We start from the raw sequence: 20111 nt of genomic DNA on the forward strand, positions 1-20111 counted from the left end.
GCCTAGACCAGAGACACCACCACCAACCTGGCCGACGACCTGGCCGACGATCAGCGGGTTGGTGGTGCCACCGCCGGTGCCGCCACCATCGCCGCCCCCCGTACCACCACCGCCAGTACCACCACCCGTGCCACCTCCGGTACCGCCGCCAGTGCCACCGCCAGTACCGCCTCCGGTACCGCCGCCAGTGCCGCCGCCCGTGCCACCTCCGGTACCGCCGCCAGTGCCACCGCCAGTACCGCCTCCGGTACCGCCGTCACCGCCACCCGTGCCGCCTCCGGTACCGCCGTCGCCACCGCCAGTGCCGCCTCCGGTACCACCGTCGCCGCCGCCAGTACCGCCTCCGGTACCACCGTCACCGCCACCCGTGCCACCGCCAGTACCGCCGTCGCCACCACCCGCCCCGCCATCCGTCGGCGACGAGCCATCCACCGCGCTATGGTGACCACCGCCACCACTGCTGCAACCCGCCGAGAGGCTGATTGCCAGAACCATTGCCAGTGCCGTGCTTGCCTTGATCCACGCTTGAGTTTTCATGGCGACTCCTGTGCTTTCGCTGCCGCTGCTTTTATTGGATGTGGAAGCCCCTCGATAGAACTTCCACGACCTGTGCAGCTATCTCAGTCCGCCGCGCGTGGTGTAACAATTCTGAACTTGGTATTAACCCGTCCTATAGGTTTTTTGGTCCGCTAAAAAGTCTTCAGATTCAATGCGTTGAGTATCGACAGCAGCCGAAATGATGGCATTTCGACTTTAGCGCTATAACCATTTGACGGGTATCTGGCGCCAGTTCCTGCGCACTTGCGAGCCGCCCACGGGGTTCAGTCACTGACCCGGAAGGTCAGGCGCGCGGTCTGGCCGCTGGCATCGAGCACGCTGAGTTCGTATTGCCCGACCTGTTCGAAACGGGCCTTGAGCGCTTCCTGGCCACTGGTCTCGCCCAGGGGCGCGCCATTGAGGAACCACCAGCGCTGACCATCACCGCCCAGGGCGGAAACATCCAGCTGCAGCACCTCGCGACTGGTGACAGGGCGGCGCAATTGGTCGCCCTGACGGACCCCGACGATGGACAAGGGTGGCGCCGTGGCCGGCACTTGCGGCGCACAGCCCGGATCGATCGCCGGCAAGCGTGCCTCGCGCCGCTCGGCCTTGGTCAACCAGGGCTCCAGCGGTGCCGGCCAGAGCGCGATATCCCGCGATTGCGCACCGGGGCAAGTGGCATCGACGCGCAGGCCCTGGTCGTTGACCCAGACCCGCTCCAGCAACCCCAAGCCCAGCGGCTGGTCCTGCGCCAGCAGGGTCGGCGGGGTGGTGCCGTCGAGGGTCCAGGCAAAACGCTGGCGCCGGCAGTTGCTGTCGCTGCGCGCCAGCGGCTGGCCCAGCGGCCAGCAGATCGCCGCAACGCCGACGCTGGCCGGCACCGGCGGAACCGGCGGGCGAATGCCGCGCTGGCTGTCGCGGTTGCTCAATACATCGTGCACCTGCAGCATCAACGGTGCCGCCGAGGCCAGGCCGAACTGGCCCGGTACCGGCGTGCCGTCGGGACGGCCGATCCATACGCCGATCAGGTAACGCGGGCCGACGCCGATCGACCAGGCGTCGCGGAAGCCGTAGCTGGTACCGGTTTTCCAGGCCAGTTGCGGGCGCTGCACCAGTTCGGCGTGGGGATCGCGGTCCGGTCGTGCCTGGCCGCTGAGGATGCGCCGGACGATCCATGCCGCGCCGGGCGAAAGCATGCGCCGCTGCACCAGCGGTGCATCCGGTTGCAGGCGCAGGCTGGCGCTCATGCCGTCGCGGGCGAAGGCGCTGTAGCCGGCGACCAGGTCTTCGAGGCGACTGCCGCCGCCACCAAGGATCAACGACAGGTTGGGCTCGGCCAGTGCCGGCAGGCTGATCGCAATGCCACCGGCACGCAGTTGCGCGGCGAAGCGCTTGGGGCCGTAGGCTTCAAGCAATTGCACCGCCGGCAGGTTGAGCGACAGCGACAAGGCCGAACTGGCCGCCACCGGCCCGCTGAATCCCATGGAGAAGTTGCCGGGGCGGTAGTCACCGTAGCGCCGCGGTACGTCCTGCAGCAGCGATTCGGAATGGATCAGGCCATCGTCCATCGCCATGCCATAGAGGAACGGCTTGAGGGTCGAGCCAGGCGAGCGCCAGGCACTGACCATATCGACATGGCCGAAGCGGCGCTCGTCGTTGAGGTCGATCGAGCCGAGGTAGGCACGCACCGCCATGGTTTCGGATTCCACCACCAGGATCGCCGCCGAGGTGCGCTCGGGCAGGCGCGCGCGCCAGCCGCCGAGCAGGTCCTCGAGGCGGCGCTGCAGCGAGGCATCCAGGGTAGTGCGGATCAGCGGCGGGCTGTCGGGACGATTCAGGCGCCGGGCCAGCAGCGGGGCCAGGGCCGGCTCCTGGCGCGGCGCGAGGAGCAGCGGTTCTTCCATGGCTTCACGGATCCGCTGCGGCGGCCACACCTGATAGTCGCCCAGGCGTTGCAGGACCTTGTCCCGGGCCGCCGTGGCGCGCTGCGGATGACGATCCGGGCGCAGGCGGCTGGGTGCCTGGGGCAACACCGCCAGCAGCGCGGCCTCGGCGGGGGTCAGTTGTTGCGGCGCCTTGCCAAGGTAAGCCCAGCTCGCCGCCGCCACGCCTTGCAAGGTGCCACCAAAGGGCGCGCGGTTGAGGTAGATCTCGAGGATCTCGCGCTTGGACAGGTGCCACTCCAGTTGCACGGTGCGCCAAAGCTGGCGCAACTTGCCGGGCAAGGTGCGCGCATGAGGGTCGAGCAGGCGCGCCACCTGCATCGACAGGGTGCTGCCCCCGGACAGTACCCGGCCACCGCTGAGGTTCTGCCAGGCGGCACGACCGAGGGCCAGCGGATTGACCCCGGGATGGCTGTAGAACCAGCGGTCCTCGTAGGTCAGCAGGGCTTGCAGGTAAAGCGGCGAGACGTCATCCACCGACACGGGATAGCGCCACACGCCATCGGCATCGGCGAAGCGCCACAAGGGCGTGCCGTCCTCGGCCAGCACCACGCGGGCCAGGTCATCGGCCGGCAGCGGCAGCGGCCAGAGGCGGTCGGCCAGCCACAGCAACGCGACCAGGCCAACCGCCGACAAGGCTGCGATACTCGCCAGCCGGGCCTTGCGCCCACGTGGCAGGGCTAAGCTGAACATGCACGGGAACCGAGGCGGCCCGATAATGGCCAAAGGCTGGAAGGCAGCACCAATGCTGTGACGATCATCAGGACACGACCATGCAGGTAGAAGGTTTTTTCGAGTGGCTGGGGCAAGCGCTGGGCGCGGCGATCAGGTTCGTGGTGGATTTGCTGAGCGGCCTGTTCGCCATGCTGGCCAATGCCGGGACGAAGTTCATCGACGGGCTGGCGAGCACGCTGGGCATGGATACGTCGCTGATCAGCATCCTGATCCTGATCATCGGCTTGATCCTGCTGTATTCGGCGGTGCGGGCGTTCATGCGGGCATCGGTGATTGCCGGGATCATCTGGGCACTGCTGGGGTTGTGGGTGTTGAGTTGGGTGGTGCATTGAGATCCTGAGGGCTGACAAGGCCCCTGTGGGAGCGGGTTCACCCGCGATTGCGGTGCTGGATCCACTATCGCAATCGCGGGTAAACCCGCTCCCACAGGGTTCGGTGCAAGCCGCTCCTCAGCGGCCCTTGATGACCATCTCCCCGGCACTCTCCCCCACCGCCTGCCAGTCCGGCCGGTACATCGACTCCACCTGCGCCGGCGGAATCCGGTAGCTGCCCGGGGTCACCGCCCGCGCCAGGTACAGCAGGTGGGTGGTGCCATAGCCATCCAGATTGAGCGCGGCGACGTAGCGGTCATCGCGATACTCCTGGTGCACCACATTGGCGTTCTCCATCGCCTCGCGCCATTGCTTCACCGCGCTGCTGGCGTTGTCCAGGCTGGCGGCGCTTTGCGCAAGGTTCTGGTTCTCCAGCTCCAGCCCCGCCGGCAGCAGGTCAACCACCAGTGCATCGGGAACCCGCTCCTTGGCCTGGATCGCCAGGTGCACCAGCACCAGGTCGCCACTCTCCAGCGACTTCAGGTCCAGCGCCTGGCCATTCATGCCCAGGTATTCGCGGCGGATGCTCATGTTGTTGCCGCTGGCCGGCGGTGCCTGGCGTGGGTAACCGGACAGGGTCAGGCGCTGGTACAGGGTCTGGTCGCCGTCATTGCGCACGCTCAGCGGCGAGGCCAGCAGCGGCCCCTCCAGGTGCAGGCCGGATTGTTCCGGACCCAGTTCACGGGTCTGCCCGGCGCTGTCCAGTTGCGCGCTCCACTTGCCTTCCGGCTGCTGCGCCAGGCCACGACCGGCAAGGAACAGGGCATTGCGTTCCTGGGTCGAGAGCCACTGGCTGCCAGCCAATTGGTCGGACAGCTTGAACAGGCGGTCCGGGATGTCCTTGCTCGCCAGCTTGTATTCGTCGAGCAGGGCGATGATCAGCGCCTGATCACGCAGCGAGCTGCCGTAGTCGGCCAGCCAGCCCTTACCGCGACCTGCGGCAAGTCCGGCAAGCAACGCCTGCTCGGCCCGCGGCTTGTCGCCCATGGTGTCGAGGGCGATCGCCAGTTGTACCAGCGGCAGGCCGGACCGGGCATCGGCACGGCGCTCGAACAGGCTGCGCAAGGCACCCAGCGGTGCCTGCTTGCTGCGCGACAGCACCAGCGCTGCGTAGGCCTGCACGGCGAAGCGGCTGTGCTCGGCATTCTCGCTGTAGTTGACCTCGATCAGGTTGCGCTCCTGCACATAGCGCAGCAGGCGCTCGCTGGCCTTCTTCAGCGCCTCGGGCGGCACGGCGAAGCCCTGGTCGCGGGCGCGCAGGAGGAAGTCGGTGACATAGGCGGTCAGCCAGTATTCTTCCTCGCCGTCGGAACTCCACAGGCCGAAGCTGCCGTTGTAGCGCTGCATGCCCAGCAAATGCTCGATGCCGATTTCGATCTTGCGCTTGCGCTCGTCTGCCGGCTCGCCGGTGATGCCCAGGCGCTTGAGGGTCGCGGCATCGGCGTAGAGCGACGGGTACAGGCCGCTGGTGGTCTGCTCGGCGCAGCCATAGGGGTAGGCCTTCAGTGCGCGGATCTGCTCGGCGAGGTTCAGCGGCGGACGGCTGGACAGCGCCAGGGTGCCCTCCAGGCCGGCCGGTTCGAAGGTCGCCAGGTCCTGCTCGGGCAGGGTCCAGGGCTCGCCGCCGTTCAGCGCCACACGGTAATGCTTGAGCTGCGCCGGGTAGGCCGGGCGGATGCCCAGGGTCCAGTCGCGGGAGAAGCCGGTATCGGTTTCGCCCGGCAGCACCAGGCCATCGACGCGCACGGTGACACGACCCTGGCCATAGCCGCCGGTGGCCTGCACCGGGATCTTCAAGGTGACGCGCTGGCCCTGCTTGAGCTTGAGCGACTGATGCGACGAGCCGAGCAGGTCCAGTTGGCCTTCGGTGGCCAGGGCCACGGCGAGGGTCTGGTCCTGGCCGGACAGGTTGGACAGGTCCAGGGCCAGGCTGGTGCGGTCGCCACCGGCGAGGAAGCGTGGCGCCGACAGTTCGGCGATCAGCGGTGCGGCGACCACGGTCTTGGCTTCGGCCACGCCGAAGCGGTCCTCGCTCCAGGCCTGGGCCATCAGGCGCAGTTCGCCGTTGAAGTCGGGGATGTCCACCGTGGCCTGGCCCTTGCCATCGGCGTCCAGGCTCACCGGGGCGCTTTGCAGGGCGACGATGGTCACGCTGGTGTCCGGGCGCTTGCCGCCCTTGGCCATGCCGGCGTCACCGCCGAAGGCCAGGCTGGCCAGGCGACCCTGGCCGGCCTCGATCAACTGACCGTAGATATCCAGTTGGTCGGCGCCATAGGCCTTGCGCCCGAACATGCCGGTGAACGGGTCCGGGGTGACGTAGCTGGTGATATTGAGGATGCCCACGTCCACCGCCGCCAGCAGCACCTGAACCTGCTTCGGTACGCTGCCGTCGGCATTGCGCGCCTGGATGTTCACGGTCAGCGGATGCTTGGGACGCATCTTTTCGGGAGCTTCGAGGGTCACGGCCAGCTTGCGCTGCGCGCGATCCAGCGGCAGGTGCAGCACGCCCACGGCACGCTTGGGCGTGACATTGGCCTTGCGCTCGCCGGGGCGGATCACCAGGGCACTGATATAGAGGTCATGCCGGGCCCATTTCGGGTCGAGCTTGATATCGAAGGCCTTGCCCTCGGCGGGCACGTCGATTTCCTGCCACCACAGCGGACCGTCGCCACCTTCCACCATCAGGTAGCCCTTGCCGGCTGCGGGCGGGGTGACGGTGACCTTGGCCGTGTCGCCGTCGTTGTAGGCCGGCTTGTCCAGGGCCAGGCGCACCTGGTCGGGACGCACCGCGCCACCGTCGGCGTTGTCCTGGGCGCGGTATCCGGCCCAGAAGCGCAGGCTGCTGGTGACCCCGGTTTCCGGATCTTCCACTTCGACCCGGTACGGGCCCCACTCCACCGGGAAACTCAGCTTGGTGGTGCTGCCCTTCGGCACGCTGACGCTCTGCTCGCTTTCGGTGAGGTATTTTTCGTTGAAGTTGTAGCTCCAGCCGTCGCTCTGCGAGTAGTTCCAGTAGTAGTCGCGGCGCTCGCGGACCAGGCGCACGCGCAGGTTGTCGGCGGCCAGCTTGTTGCCGTCGCGGTCGGCCATCAGCAGTTCGATTTCCACCGGCGCATCGCCGTCGGTTTCCTCGCCGTCGAACAGGCCACGCAGGCCCGGCAGGTGATCCGCCGGCCAGATCGGCTGCTCCAGGCGCCGGGTGATCGGACGGCCACCGGACTCCTGCAGGCTGGCCTGTACGGTGAGCTGCAGCGGCGAACGGGCCTCGGCCCATTCGCTGGCGATAGCGATGGTGGCTTCACCGTCGGCGTCGAGGGTGGATTCTTCCAGCTCCAGATCGTGGCTCAGGTCTTCTTCGGTGACCGAGCCGAACTGGTAGCCAGGCAGCGCCGGTACCGCCTCGCGCAGCGGCCGAACGTAGACCTGGCCGCTGAGGCGATTGCCCGCCGCCGGAGCGCCATAGAGGTAACGGCCATTGACGCTGATCTCGGCGGTTTCATCCGGGCTCAGCGGGGTGTCGCTGCCCTTCAGTTCCAGGGCCAGGCGCTCGGGCAGGAAGTCTTCCACCAGCACTTCGTAGACCTGCTGATGCCCGCCGCCGAGGTCGAAGAGCAATTGCCAGCGTCCGGTCGGCGCTTCGCCGGCCAGTTGCAAGCGGTACTGATAGAAACCGTTGGCGTCCGCCTCCCAGACGAACTTGCGGCTGACCTGCTCATCCGGGCGACGCACTTCCACATTGATCGGCTGGCTCTTCACCGGCTTGCCATCCTGGTCGCGCAGCAGGCCGTTGAGCAGGACGGTTTCGCCTGGACGATACAGGTCACGCGGGCCGAACACGAAGAACTGCAGCGGGTTGGCCTGGGGGCCGGTGACGGTGAATTCGGAGAGGTCGAGGGCGGCGCTGTTCAGACGCAGCAGCGTGGTGTTGGCGCCCTGGCGCGCCAGCAGCAGATCGGCCTTGGGCGGCAGCGGCAGTTGCGCATGGCCGTCACTGTCGGTCTTGCCCTGGGCGAGCACCTTGCCGTCGTGGTCGAGCAGGTCGAGGTCGATCGAACCCAGCGCCTTGCCGCCTTCCAGGGCCTGGGTGAAGACATCCAGGCGGTTGCTGTAGCGGTGCACCGAGAGGCCGATATCGCTGAGGGTGAACAGGGTCGCCGGCTGCGAGTAGTTATAGGTGCCGGCCTCGCGCATTACCGCCAGGTACACCCCGGCTTCCTGCAATGGCTTGATCCCGGCCATGGGCAGCAGCAGGGTCTCGCGGGTATTGGCCGGCGGGTTGAGGTCGAAGCGCCCGGCATAGACCAGGTCGGCCATGGGCAGCAGGTCGTTGGCTTCATAGCTCTGCAACGAGCTGTTGCGGCCCCAGGCGCCGAGGAAGCTGGGCAGCGACTCGGGCTTGATCCGGAAGAACTCCACCTCGACCTTGTTCACGTTCAGGGCGATCACCGGCAAGCCCTCGGCCAGGCGGGTCGGCAGCAGCGAGCCACGGCTGGCGAAGCCGATGCTCGGCTGCATGTCGCGGGTTTCCAGGCGGCTGATGTATTCGTTGGCCAACTGGTTGCCATTGATGCTGCGCAGGCCGGCGTCGATGGTCAGGACCAGCTTGCGCTGCGGCTCGAGGTGGCGCAGGCGCAACTCCATGCGATTGTCGGACAGCTCCCAGGCGCCATCGACCTTGCCCTTGGTGGTGTCCACCAGGTGCAGGCGCTCGGCGAAGCGCTGGTCGGCTTCGAGCGGTGCGGAGAAGGTGACCGACAGGGCGCTGGCGCCATCGACCTGGACCTCCGAGACGTCCACCACGTTCAGCTCGCGGCCGGCGTAGCGCTGGGCCAGGGTCGCCTCATCGACCTTCGGCGCATTGGCGGCCGGGCCGGCGGCTTTTTCGGCAGGCGCGGGAGCAGGTTTGTCGGGGGAAGACGAGTCGCAGGCACTCAGCAACGCCAGCGCGCAGGCCAGCCACAATCCTTTGTTCAGCATGGGAGAAAGCTCTCGGGGCAACAGGGGCAGACGGGAAACTATATATCAAGGTCCACGGTTTCACCGGGGAACGCTGCCGAGGTGAGACAGGGTTCACCGAGCAAAGTGCCGTCAGGTGGGTAGAATGGTCGGCTTGGGTTGCGCGGTGGTGCTTTTGCGGCTGCCTCGCGGTCCCGATACTCACAAGGACCTCGCGAATGTCTCTTCTGTTGACCGACTGGCGCCACCGCCCCACCCACCACAAGGTCTGGGCCCTGGCCGCGCCGATGATCCTGTCGAACATCTCGGTGCCGCTGGTGGCCCTGGTCGACAGCACGGTCATCGGCCACCTGCCCCATGCCCACCAGCTCGGCTCGGTGGCGGTCGGCGCCAGCCTGTACACCCTGCTGGTGGGGGTACTCGGCTTCCTGCGCATGGGCTCCACCGGCTTCGCCGCCCAGGCTGCCGGCCGCTCGGACGGCGACGGCCTGCGCCAGGTGCTGGTGCAGGGCCTGAGCCTGGCCCTGTTCTTCGCCCTCGCCCTCGGCCTGCTGGCGATCCCCCTCAGCCACCTGGCCCTTGGCCTGATGCAACCAGGCGCGGAGCTGGCACAGGGCACGCAGGACTTCTTCACCACCCGCCTGCTCGGCCTGCCTGCAGCATTGGCGACTTACGCCCTGGTCGGCTGGTTCCTCGGCACGCAGAACGCCCGGGCACCGTTAATGATCCTGCTGACCACCAACCTGCTGAATATCGTCCTCAACCTGTGGTTCGTGCTCGGCCTTGATTGGGGCGTGGTCGGCTCGGCGCGCGCCTCGGTGATCTCGGAATGGGCCGCGGCCCTGCTCGGCCTGGCGCTGACACGGCCTTCGCTGCGCGCCTATCCGGGGCGGGTGGTGTGGCCGCTGCTGGCGCGCTGGCAGAACTGGCGGCCGATGCTCAGCGTCAACCGCGACATCTTTATCCGCAGCCTGGCCTTGCAGGGGGTGTTCTTCCTGATCACGGTGCAGGGCGCGCGGCTGGGTGAGGCCACGGTGGCGGCCAATGCGCTGCTGCTCAACGGCTTGCTGGTGACGGCCTATGCACTGGATGGCCTGGCCCACGCAGTGGAAGCACTATGCGGACACGCCATCGGCGCGGGAAACCGGGACGCGCTGCGGCGCTCGCTGACGGTAGCCAGTGGCTGGTCGCTGATTGCCAGCCTTGGCTTTGCCGCGCTGTTCATGTTTGGCGGGCACCTGTTCATCGCCATGCAGACCGATATCCCCAGCGTGCGCCAGACGGCGTTCGAATACCTGCCGTACCTGGCGCTACTGCCGTTGATCGCAGTGTGGAGCTATGTGCTTGACGGCTTGTTCATCGGCGCCACGCGAGCACGGGAAATGCGCGATGCGATGTTGCTCAGCGTGGTGATTGCCCTGCCCTTCGCCTGGATGGCGCGGGACCTGGGGAACCATGGGTTGTGGCTGGCATTCCTGTTGTTCATGGCGGTGCGCGGAGTAACGCTCGGGGTGATGGGGTGGCGGTTGCAGCAGCGGGGTGGGTGGTTTGTACAGGGCATGAATTGAGGGTGCGGCCATTGGCCTCATCGCTGGCAAGCCAGCTCCCACAGGGTTCTCGGCCAGCCTCAGGAGGCGGGTTTGACACGGACCCTGTGGGAGCGGGTTTACCCGCGATTGCGATGCTGAATTCACTGATGCTATCGCGGGTAAACCCGCTCCCACATTGACCGAGTCGAGTCGGATCTCGTGGTTGACAGAGAACCCTGTGGCTACCCGATCAGCCCACGAAAAAGGCCCGCCCCCGGAATCCCGGGAGCGGGCCTTTTCTACATCGGCAAAGCCTTACGACGACAGGTAGGAAGACCGTGTCAGCCCCAACCGCAAGGCATCGAGGAACTGCGTGCGCTCACGTTCGCTGAGCCGGGCGCTGGCCACCTTGTCACGGTAGTGAGTCATCAACTCCTCCGGCGACAGGTGCACGTAGCGCAGCATGTCCTCGATGGTGTCGTGGGTCTCGATGCCGGCGTGGTACACGCTGCCGTTCGGGTTCTGGTAGATGTTCACCGAGTCGGTGTCACCGAACAGGTTGTGCATGTCGCCGAGAATCTCCTGGTAGGCGCCGACCAGGAACACGCCCAGCAGGTAGTCCTCGCCTTCGTTGACCGCGTGCACCGGCATGCTGGTCTCGATGCTTTGCTCATCCACGTACTGGTTGATCTTGCCGTCGGAGTCGCAGGTGAGGTCCTGCAGCACCGCGCGGCGCAGCGGCTCTTCGTCGAGGCGATGCAGCGGGATGATCGGCAGGACCTGGCCGATGGCCCAGGTGTCCGGCAGGCTCTGGAACACCGAGAAGTTGCAGATGTACTTGTCGGCCAGCTTGTCGTTGAGTTCGTCCAGCACCTGGCGGTGCGAGCGCTGGCGGGCCTTGAGCGAGTTGTGCAGGCGCCGGCACACGGCGAAATAGCACTGCTCGGCCAGGGCCTTCTCGGACAGGCTGATCTTGCCGTCGGCATACTGGGCGGCCACGTCGCTCATGTAGTGGGTGGCGCGCCAGTAGGTTTCGGTGACCATCTCGATATCGGTCGGGCCGAGCAGGTCGACCAGCCATTGCACGGTCTCCGGCAAGGCTTCCTTGTTCTCGATGGTCGGCACTTCGTCGTTGTGCTTCTCGACGTCGGTGACCTGGATCACCAGCACGGCGTGATGCGCCGTGAGCGAGCGGCCGCTTTCCGAGAAGATGTGCGGGTGCGGCAGGCCCTGGGCGTCGCAGAACTCCTTGAGCATGCCGACCACGACACCGGCGTAGTCGTCCATGTCGTAGTTGATCGAGCTGGCATTGCGCGAGTGGGTGCCGTCGTAGTCCACGCCCAGGCCGCCACCGACATCGATGTGGTCCACCGGCAGGCCAAGGGCGCGCAGCTCGCCGTAGTAGCGGATGGCTTCCTTGAAGCCGTGCTGGTAGTCGGCCAGGTTGGCGATCTGCGAGCCCATGTGGAAGTGCAGCAGGCGGATGCCCTGGTCGAGACCGGCATCACGGAAGCGCTGGACCACCGAGATCAGTTGCGCTGCCGACAGGCCGAACTTGGATTTCTCGCCACCGGTATCCGCCCACTTGCTCGATGCCAGCGACGACAGGCGCACGCGCAGGCCAACCTGCGGCTTGACCTTGAGTTCAGCGGCTTCCTCGATCACCAGGGCCACTTCCGACTCTTTCTCGATGACGATGAAGACGTTGTGGCCAAGCTTCTGGCCCATCAGCGCCAGGCGGATGAACTCGCGGTCCTTGTAGCCGTTGCAGACGATGGTGCCGCCTTTCGGCGCCAGCGCCAGCACCGCCAGCAGCTCCGGCTTGGAGCCGGCTTCCAGGCCGATGGAGACGTTCTGCGTGGCGATGATGTTCTCGACCACCGCTTCCTGCTGGTTGACCTTGATCGGGTAGAGGGCGGTGTACTGGTTCTGGTATTCCAGGCGCGCAATGTTGGCATCGAAGGCGCCGGTCAACTGGCGCACGCGGTCCTGCAGGATGTCGGGGAAGCGCACCAGCAGCGGCAGCGACAGGCCGCTCTTGCGCAGTTCGTCGACCTGCTCGTACAGGTCGATCGGCGCGCTGCCCGGACCGTTCGGGCGTACTTCGACACGCCCGGCTTCATTGATCGCGAAATAACCCGCGCCCCAATGGCGAATCCCGTAAACACTGCGGCTGTCGGCCACGGTCCATTGGCTGCCATCGTCTTTGCGTGTGCGTCGTACGGACATCGAAGTCCCCTATAAAGAAAGTCGGATAACACCGGCCATGCGGGATGGCGCAGTGTAGAAAATGAAAATGACGATTTTCCCTGTTCGGGTTTGGACCCTTCCCAAGGCAACGAGTTTAGACGCTGGGTGCAGGCGATCAGCCGCCGGATTTCTTCGCCTTGAAGCCCTGCTTGACCAGTTCGCCGAGCAACAGCTCGACATGGTCGCCCTGGATCTCGATGACGCCGTCTTTCAGCGCGCCGCCGGTACCGCAGCGCCGTTTCAGGGTGCTGGCCAGTTCCTTGAGCTGTTCCAGGGGTAGCGGGACGCCGCTGATGGTGGTCACCGTCTTGCCGCCGCGACCTTTGCTTTCACGGCGCACGCGGGCGATGCCATCACCTTCGGGGATGACCGTCTGCTTGCAGGTGCAGGCATCGATGGGTTGGCTGCAGTCCGGACAGTGCCGACCTGCATCGGTGGAAAACACCAGGCCGCCGAGGGCGGAGAATGACGAGGCTTTCTTGGCCACTTTTGATCCTCACGTTTGAGGACAAAAAACTGGTCGCCGACCCGGGCGGGCCACGACCGCGAAGCCCCACTCTGGCAGGGGCAGCGCACCTGCCGGGAAGGACGTCCCCGGCAGGGTAAAAAGGCCGCGCAGTGTAACGGCAAATGTGCCGCTTGCTAAGTACAGAACTGCGCCAATTTGGACAAATTTCGCGACGTCAGGATTGGCGGTCGAGCGCCCTGGCGAGCGCGGCCAGCGAGTCAGGACAATACGGCAGCCTCAGCGACTCTTCCCAGACCACTTCCGGGTTGACGAAACGGGCTTCGCTGACCTCTTCGGGCTGCAGCTGCAAGGGGCCGTCCCACACCGCCGAGAACACTGCGCACCATAGGCGGTTGCCCGGTACATCGAAGAAGAAACGGTCGTGCGCACGCAGTGCAACGCCGCTGACGCCCAATTCCTCCGCGAGCTCCCGCGCCGCCGATTCGGCGTACTCCTCACCGGCCGCGACCATGCCACCCGCGGCGACGTCCCAGTGGCCGGGATACAGCGCCTTGCTCAGGGTGCGCTTGTGGATGCACAACTGCCCGGCGCTGTTGAACAGGAGGATGAAGGTGCAGCGCCCGATCAGGCCGCGCTCGCGCAGCTCGGCGCGCGGCAAGGCGCCGAGCAGGGTGTCGTCGGCATCGACCCAGGCGACCTGTTCCCGGTCGGAGGCCGCGCGATGCGCCGCCTCCTTCGCGCTGATGGTCATATCAGCCCTGCGACAGCAACTGGCGCAGGTCGATGACCGCCGCGTTGGCCCGGGAGATGTAGTTGGCCATGACCAGCGAGTGGTTGGCCCACATGCCGAAGCCGCTGCCGTTCAGCACCATCGGGCTCCACAGCGGCTCCTGGGAGGCTTCCAGTTCGCGAATGATCTGGCGCACGCTGACGGTGGCGTTCTTTTTCGCCAGCACGTCGGCGAAGTCCACCTCGATGGCGCGCAGCAGGTGCGACAGGGCCCAGGCCTGGCCACGGGCTTCATAGAAGACGTTGTCGATCTGCAGCCATGGGGTTTCCACCAGTTCCTCGTCGACCTGCGGCGCCTGGCCCGGTACCACCACTTCGGTCTTCAGGTTGCTGTTCAGCTTGACCCGGCCAACGCTGGCCGACAGCCGCTGCGACAACGAACCCAGGCGGGTGGCGACGTCGCCCAGCCAGTTGTTCAGGTTGTCGGCACGGGTGTAGAAAATGGCGCCCGAGTCGCCGGCGGCCAGGCGGGTCTGGTAGCGGTTGAGCGACTTGATGCCTTCCTCGAACTCGGATTCGCTCGATGGCAGGATCCAGCTCTTGTTGTCGAAGTTGAAGCGCGGCTCGGCCTTGGCCAGGTCGGCATCCTCGGTGGACTGCGACTGGGAACGGGCGAAGTCCTTGCGCAAGGCGCGGGACAGGTCACGGACCTGGACCAGCACGCCGTATTCCCAGCTCGGCATGTTGTCCATCCACAGGCCCGGCGGGAAACGGTCGTTGGAAATGTAGCCACCCGGCTTGTTGAGCAGGGTACCGGCGACGGTCTTGAGGGTTTCGATAGTGGTGTAGCCGACCACCATCTGCTGGCCGTTGCGCTCGGCCGCGGACTGGGCGTTCTGCTGGACCGGGAACAGGTCCGGCTCCTCGCTCCAGTACCAGCCCAGGGCGATGGTGACCACCAGGTAAAGGCCGACCAGCGCGCCCAGCGAACGGCTGAGCAGGCCACGGAAGTAACTGCCGCTCGCCGATTCGCGCCTGGCGCTGCGTTCCTCGCGCGCCTCGGCGCCACCTTTACGGTTTTTCCAGTCCAGCATGGCGTTGTCCTTATTCAGTCAGGGCATGTGCAGGGTTCGACCGCAGCGGCCGGGCATTGGTGCCAGCGCATCGCGAAACTCGGCGGATGCACTGCTGCCAGGGGCGGTCCGGGTGTCGGCCACTATAAAGCAAGGGCGCAGGATCGCATAAGCGACCATAGGGTCACGAACTGAATGAATCTCCGGCGTCAAAAAATTGATGCAGGGCACTCGATTGCTTCGAAAGTGGTGCTAGCATAGAGCCATCACTCGAACTGCCTCACCTTTTAATAAGAAGTAGTCAGGACATGACCGAGCCAGAAGACCCCAATCGTGAGCGACTGAAGCAACACTTTGCCCAGCGGGTCATCCACCAGGCCCGGCAGATCCTGGAAATCTGGCAACGCCTGCAGCGTAGCGAGTGGTCCACCGGCGACCTGGGCGAACTGTGCGAGGCCAACCTGCGCCTGCAGCGTTACGCCGAGCGCTTCGAGCAACCGGAACACACGCAACTGGCCGAAGCCATCGGCCAGACCCTGGACGCGGTCGAGGCCAACAGCGCGCGCCTGAGCAGCAACCTGATCAGCGAACTCAACCGCTTGATGCAGCGCCTGTCGCGCACCGGCCTGCGTAATGGCGACCGCCTGGAACAGACCACCCTGCCGCCGTTGCGCAAACCGGTCTACATCATGCTCCAGGACCACGACCGCGCCGAACGCCTGGCCAAGCAACTGGAGTTCTTCGGCCTGGGTGTCGAAGCGCTGCACACCGCCGATGCCTTCCGCGCCTCGATGGGCGAGCGCCTGCCGTCGGCCATCGTCATGGACGTGGACTTTGGCGGCCAGGGCCAGGGCCTGCTGCTGGCCGGACAGGCGCAACAGGGCCTGGAGCAACGGGTCCCGCTGCTGTTCTTCAGCCTCCATGAAACCGACACCCCGACCCGCCTGGCCGCCGTGCGCGCCGGCGGTCAGGAATTCCTCACCGGAACCCTGGAAGCCTCGAGCCTGCTGGAAAAGGTCGAACTGCTGACCAGCGTCACCCAGTACGAGCCCTTTCGCGTACTGATCATCGACGACTCCCGGGCCCAGGCACTGCACACCGAGCGCCTGCTGAACAATGCCGGGATCGTCACCCGCACCCTTACCGACCCGATCCAGACCATGGTCGAGCTGGCGGATTTCCAGCCCGACCTGATCATCCTCGACATGTACATGCCGGCTTGCACCGGCACCGAACTGGCCAAGGTGATCCGCCACAACGACCGCTATGTCAGCGTGCCGATCATCTACCTGTCCGCCGAGGACGACCTGAACAAGCAACTGGACGCCATGAGCGAAGGCGGCGACGACTTCCTGACCAAGCCGATCCGCTCGCGCCATCTCATCACCACGGTGCGCAATCGCGCCGCCAGGGCGCGCAACCTCAAGGCACGGATGGTCCGCGACAGCCTGACCGGGCTGTACAACCACACCCATATCCTTCAGTTGCTCGAGGATTGCAGCTTTCGCGCCCGCCGCGAGAACCGGCCGCTGAGCTTCGCCATGCTCGATATCGACCATTTCAAGAAGGTCAACGACAGCCACGGCCACCCCATGGGCGACCGGGTGATCAAGAGCCTGGCGCTGTTTCTCAAGCAGCGCCTGCGCAAGACCGACTTCATCGGGCGCTACGGCGGCGAGGAGTTCGCCATCGTCATGCCCAACACCGATCTGGACGCCGCGCACAAGGTCCTCGACGAGATCCGCAAGCGCTTTGCCGAAATACACTATCCGGCCCAGCCGCAGGACCTGTTCTGCACCTTCAGCGCCGGGGTCGTGGCCCTTAGCGAGGCGCTCGACGCCCTGAGCATGGCCACCGCTGCCGACGAAGCGCTGTACCGCGCAAAAGGTGCCGGACGCAATCGGGTGGTGCGGGTCGAGCTGTGAAGTCAAATGGCCACTTTTTTTTGACCTGACCGACCGCGTCGTCATAACCGCGTCATAAAATCGCAATAACTTCAGTGCCTTGCCTTCCAGCCGTCGGTAGTCAAGCACATGCGCCTGAAGCTGCTCACCAATCTCAATACCCTGTTACTGGTCCTGGTCTGCCTGGCCCTCGGCGCCACCCTCTGGTGGTCGCAACAGGCCCTGGAGCGCCCCTACCTATTGATGGAGCGCTACCTGGGCCTGTCCCAGCAGTTCCAGAACCAGGTGGCACGCAACATCCAGACCTACCTCGGCAGTGGCGATGCCCTGCAGCACGCTACCGCGCTGCAGGCCACCCAGGCTCTTCAGGAAGAGCTCAAGCACATGCCGGAAGACCTGGCCCAGCGCGTACGCCCGAGCCTGGACAGCCTGGTCTCCTTCACCAGCAACGAATTGCTGGCCGCCGGCAAACTGGCGGGCGACCCGCAGGCCCTGCTGCTACAGGCCGAGCGCGAGCTGGGCGCCAACCTGGAGCAATGGCTGCGCTACGCGCAGAACGGCAACAACCCGGAAGGGGCGCGCTACACCACCCCGCTGTTCGAAGCCGGGCTGCACCTGAGCCGGTTGTCCCTGGCCCGCGACAAGCTGGTCAGCAGCGGTCGTGCGGAACTGGCCGAGGAAGTCGAGCGCGAGCTGAACCTCATGGCCGAACAGGCCAGGATCCTCGATGCCCTGCCGTTGCTGGGGGTCAAACAGGCCAGCGCCTCCGGCTCCGATGATTTCGCCGCGATGATGGGCCTGGAAAGCCAAACCAAGAGCGAGGCCGAAGACACCGCCATCGGCCTGCGCCGCGAACTTAACAGCCTGATCGGCCGCTACCCGGCCGAGCTGCAACGCACCCGTGAACTGATCCAGCGTCGCGGCGAACTGGCGGCGACCACCAGTTCGCGCATTGCCGCCGTACAGCAGGCCATCGCCGACCTTGAGCCCGGCGTGCGCAGCCAGCATGGCCAGATCCAGAGCGAGGTGCGCCTGATGCAGGGGGTAATGATTGCCTTGATCCTGCTGATCGCGCTGCTGATCGATCGCCTGCAACGACGTCTGGCGCGGGTCCTTACGGCCCTCGACCCGGCGCTGTCGGCCTGGGCGGGCGGTGACTTCAGCAGCGCGATCGACCTGCCGCCGAGCAACCGCGAAATGCACGATATCCAAAACTCGCTCAACCGCCTGCGCGATTACCTGGTGGAACTGGTCGGGACCATCCGCCACAACGCCGAGCAGGTTGCCGGCAGCAGCCACGCCCTGGCCGGCATGAGCAGTGCCCTGCACGATGGTGCCGAGCGCCAGGCCGGGGATACCGCGCAGATCCGCGATGCCCTTGGCGAACTGGAGGCCACCATCGTCCAGGTCGCCGGCGACGCCAGCCAGGCCGCCGACGCCAGCCGCCAGGCCGGTGAAGCGGTGCAACAAGGCCAGGCGGTGATCGGCCAAAGCCTGACCGGGCTGCGCAAGCTGGTGGACGAGGTACAGGGCAACGCCCAGGTGGTCGAGGAACTGGCCCGGGAGTCGGCGACCATTGGCGGGGTACTGACGGTGATCCGCGCGATTGCCGAGCAGACCAACCTGCTGGCCCTCAACGCGGCGATCGAGGCCGCGCGAGCAGGGGAAATGGGCCGCGGCTTCGCCGTGGTGGCCGAGGAAGTGCGCTCCCTCGCGCAACGCACCACCGGCGCCACGGGCGAGATCCAGACCCTGATCAGCCGCCTGCAACAAGCCGCCCAGGAGTCGGTGGAAGGCATGCGCGCCCAGCTGGAGCACGCCGAAGCCACGGCCAGCCAGGCCCAGGCAGCGGATGGCGCGCTGGATGAAATCGTCATGGCGATCCAGACCATCGCCGACACGGCGGAGCGCATCGCCGATGTCACGGCGCAGCAGAGCGGCGCGGTCAGCGAGATTCGCGACCACAGCGAACGGATTCATGGCCTGGGCGAGGACAACCTGCAGCGCATCGGCGAAGGGCGCGACCAGGGCGAACAGTTGTTGCGCTTGGGTGGGGAACTGAATACAGCGGTTCGGGCTTTCCGTTTGTAATCAGGCGCACCACATACCCTGTGGGAGCGGGTTCACCCGCGATTGCGGTAGTGAATCCACCGACGTCATCGCGGGTGAACCCGCTCCCACAGGGTTCTGAGCTGCGCCCCGGATGTTGGACAAAAAATCCAACATCGGGGTGTTTTGCATGACCAAGTATTCAAAGCAGTTCAAGTTGTCCGCCATCGAAGCCTTCCTCAAGCGAGGCCGAGGTTTCCGTCATGTGGCGAACCAGTTCCAGATAGATCCCACCTTGCTTCGCCGTTGGGTCGTGGCCTATCAGCAACACGGCAGGTCCAGCCTTGAGCATCGCCATCAGCGCCACAGCGCCGAATTCAAGATTACGGTGCTTCACCGCATGCTAAATGACCGTCTTTCTCAGCGCGCCGCCGCAGCGTTGTTCAACCTAGGTAACTCTAGTCAGCTGGGCAGATGGCTGCGCCAGTATTACAGTGACGGGCTCGCAAACCAGCTTTCTGTAGAAAAGAGTTCAACCCGCACCATGCCCAAGCCTTCCGCCAAGTCCTCCAAGCCTGCAGCCGTGCGTAACGAGGACCTCTCGCCCAAAGAGTTACTAGAGAAAGTTCGCATGCTTGAAGCGGAGAACGCCTACCTAAAAAAGCTCGAGGAGTTAGAGGAGGCGAAGCTCAGGCAGACCCGGGCAGTAAGGAAAAAGCCCAGCTGATTACCGCGCTGCGCCGACAGTTCAGGCTGAAATACCTGCTGATCGCTGCTGGTTTGCCTCGTAGCACTTACTACACCTACTTCGGGGACGAGGGCGCCGAGGATAAGTACGCTCCACTGAAACAGGCGATGCGGGGCATTCAGGAGCACCACAGGGGCCGGTATGGTTATCGTCGCATGACCGCTGCGCTGCGCCAGAAAGGGCACGTGATCAACGGCAAGAAAGTGCGCCGCCTCATGGGCGAGTTGGACCTCAAGTGCACGGTACGACCGAAGAAATACAAGTCGTACAGAGTGCTGATGGACGAAGCATCGCCGAACACCATGAACCGGGAGTTCGCTGCTGATCAGCCGAATCAGAAATGGGTGACAGACGTTACCGAGTTCAAGGTGGCTGGAGAAAAGCTTTATCTGTCGCCAGTTCTGGACTTGTACAACGGGGAGATCGTGGCCTATCAAACGGATACTCGGCCGCGTTACACCCTGGTGGGAACGATGCTTGAACGAGCGCTGGAGAAGCTGCCGGCTGACAGTAAGCCGATGCTGCACTCAGATCAGGGATGGCATTATCGCTATCCGGATTACCGCCAGCGCTTGAAAGAAGCGGGCTTGGAACAGAGCATGTCGCGCAAGGGCAACTGCCTGGACAATGCGGCGATGGAAAGCTTTTTCGGCACGCTGAAGTCCGAGTATTTCTACCGCGAGAAATTTGAGAGCATCGAGCAATTACGCGCTGGGATTGATGATTACATCCGCTACTACAACCACGAACGTATCAAGATGAAGCTCGGCGGCCTGAGCCCTGTAGCGTACAGAGCACAAGCCGCATAGCTTTAG

12 protein-coding genes are annotated in these 20111 nt (G+C 65.3%); 5 read left to right on the forward strand and 7 right to left on the reverse strand.

Going from position 1 to position 20111, the window contains the following annotated elements; all coding sequences use genetic code 11:
- Window positions 1–50: 50 nt before the first annotated feature.
- Together ACPFMA_RS25610 and pbpC are read right to left on the reverse strand one after the other, a co-directional pair.
- A complete protein-coding gene (locus ACPFMA_RS25610) occupies window positions 51–428 on the reverse strand; it encodes a hypothetical protein (RefSeq protein WP_420058208.1) in 378 nt (125 codons plus the stop codon).
- A gap of 393 nt (window positions 429–821) precedes the next feature.
- Window positions 822–3176: a peptidoglycan glycosyltransferase PbpC gene (gene pbpC, locus ACPFMA_RS25615; RefSeq protein WP_425929046.1), complete on the reverse strand. Its 2355-nt coding sequence runs from the start codon at window positions 3174–3176 to the stop codon at window positions 822–824.
- A gap of 80 nt (window positions 3177–3256) precedes the next feature.
- Between pbpC and ACPFMA_RS25620 the strand changes: the two genes are divergently transcribed.
- Window positions 3257–3550: a hypothetical protein gene (locus ACPFMA_RS25620; protein WP_064301586.1), complete on the forward strand. Its 294-nt coding sequence runs from the start codon at window positions 3257–3259 to the stop codon at window positions 3548–3550.
- 117 nt (window positions 3551–3667) lie between these two features.
- Here the strand turns inward: ACPFMA_RS25620 and ACPFMA_RS25625 are convergent, their stop codons facing one another.
- Complete coding sequence (locus tag ACPFMA_RS25625) at window positions 3668–8566, reverse strand: alpha-2-macroglobulin family protein (protein ID WP_425929048.1); 4899 nt, start codon at window positions 8564–8566, stop codon at window positions 3668–3670.
- Window positions 8567–8763: 197 nt separating this feature from the next.
- Between ACPFMA_RS25625 and ACPFMA_RS25630 the strand changes: the two genes are divergently transcribed.
- Window positions 8764–10113: an MATE family efflux transporter gene (locus ACPFMA_RS25630; protein WP_425929050.1), complete on the forward strand. Its 1350-nt coding sequence runs from the start codon at window positions 8764–8766 to the stop codon at window positions 10111–10113.
- Between the two features lie 276 nt (window positions 10114–10389).
- Here the strand turns inward: ACPFMA_RS25630 and speA are convergent, their stop codons facing one another.
- From speA to ACPFMA_RS25650, 4 genes are all read right to left on the reverse strand, one after another.
- Window positions 10390–12303: an arginine decarboxylase gene (speA, locus tag ACPFMA_RS25635; RefSeq protein ID WP_009398734.1), complete on the reverse strand. Its 1914-nt coding sequence runs from the start codon at window positions 12301–12303 to the stop codon at window positions 10390–10392.
- Between the two features lie 136 nt (window positions 12304–12439).
- Entirely contained in the window at window positions 12440–12811 is a 372-nt protein-coding gene (locus tag ACPFMA_RS25640; RefSeq protein ID WP_009398733.1) for a translation initiation factor Sui1, read from the reverse strand.
- A 196-nt stretch (window positions 12812–13007) separates the two neighbouring features.
- Window positions 13008–13544, reverse strand: a complete 537-nt coding sequence (locus ACPFMA_RS25645; protein ID WP_064301583.1) for an NUDIX hydrolase — start codon at window positions 13542–13544, stop codon at window positions 13008–13010.
- Between the two features lies 1 nt (window position 13545).
- Window positions 13546–14616: a DUF2333 family protein gene (locus ACPFMA_RS25650; protein ID WP_009398731.1), complete on the reverse strand. Its 1071-nt coding sequence runs from the start codon at window positions 14614–14616 to the stop codon at window positions 13546–13548.
- Between the two features lie 287 nt (window positions 14617–14903).
- Between ACPFMA_RS25650 and ACPFMA_RS25655 the strand changes: the two genes are divergently transcribed.
- From ACPFMA_RS25655 to ACPFMA_RS25665, 3 genes are all read left to right on the forward strand, one after another.
- Window positions 14904–16520 (forward strand): diguanylate cyclase, encoded by a 1617-nt coding sequence (locus ACPFMA_RS25655; protein ID WP_425929054.1) that lies wholly within the window; start codon window positions 14904–14906, stop codon window positions 16518–16520.
- 681 nt (window positions 16521–17201) lie between these two features.
- Window positions 17202–18590 carry a methyl-accepting chemotaxis protein gene (locus tag ACPFMA_RS25660; RefSeq protein WP_425930630.1) on the forward strand — a complete coding sequence of 463 codons (1389 nt, stop codon included), beginning with the start codon at window positions 17202–17204 and terminating at the stop codon, window positions 18588–18590.
- Window positions 18591–18738: 148 nt separating this feature from the next.
- Window positions 18739–20105 (forward strand): IS3 family transposase gene (locus ACPFMA_RS25665; protein WP_425929056.1). Its coding sequence is split into 2 segments (ribosomal slippage): window positions 18739–19204 and window positions 19204–20105, totalling 1368 coding nucleotides; the frame shifts between segments, so codons are not numbered across the junction.
- The last annotated feature ends 6 nt before the right edge of the window (window positions 20106–20111 follow it).

This window comes from Pseudomonas sp. NyZ201 (assembly GCF_049860765.1).
Lineage (GTDB): Bacteria > Pseudomonadota > Gammaproteobacteria > Pseudomonadales > Pseudomonadaceae > Aquipseudomonas > Aquipseudomonas bharatica.

What these genes read in the sequence shown, in the direction of transcription:
- ACPFMA_RS25610 (WP_420058208.1), bottom strand. Translation starts at nt 428, where the DNA reads ATGGCTCGTCGCCGACGGATGGCGGGGCGGGTGGTGGCGACGGCGGTA.
- pbpC (WP_425929046.1), bottom strand. Translation starts at nt 3,176, where the DNA reads ATGTTCAGCTTAGCCCTGCCACGTGGGCGCAAGGCCCGGCTGGCGAGT.
- ACPFMA_RS25620 (WP_064301586.1), top strand. Translation starts at nt 3,257, where the DNA reads ATGCAGGTAGAAGGTTTTTTCGAGTGGCTGGGGCAAGCGCTGGGCGCG.
- ACPFMA_RS25625 (WP_425929048.1), bottom strand. Translation starts at nt 8,566, where the DNA reads ATGCTGAACAAAGGATTGTGGCTGGCCTGCGCGCTGGCGTTGCTGAGT.
- ACPFMA_RS25630 (WP_425929050.1), top strand. Translation starts at nt 8,764, where the DNA reads ATGTCTCTTCTGTTGACCGACTGGCGCCACCGCCCCACCCACCACAAG.
- speA (WP_009398734.1), bottom strand. Translation starts at nt 12,303, where the DNA reads ATGTCCGTACGACGCACACGCAAAGACGATGGCAGCCAATGGACCGTG.
- ACPFMA_RS25645 (WP_064301583.1), bottom strand. Translation starts at nt 13,544, where the DNA reads ATGACCATCAGCGCGAAGGAGGCGGCGCATCGCGCGGCCTCCGACCGG.
- ACPFMA_RS25650 (WP_009398731.1), bottom strand. Translation starts at nt 14,616, where the DNA reads ATGCTGGACTGGAAAAACCGTAAAGGTGGCGCCGAGGCGCGCGAGGAA.
- ACPFMA_RS25655 (WP_425929054.1), top strand. Translation starts at nt 14,904, where the DNA reads ATGACCGAGCCAGAAGACCCCAATCGTGAGCGACTGAAGCAACACTTT.
- ACPFMA_RS25660 (WP_425930630.1), top strand. Translation starts at nt 17,202, where the DNA reads ATGGCCGAACAGGCCAGGATCCTCGATGCCCTGCCGTTGCTGGGGGTC.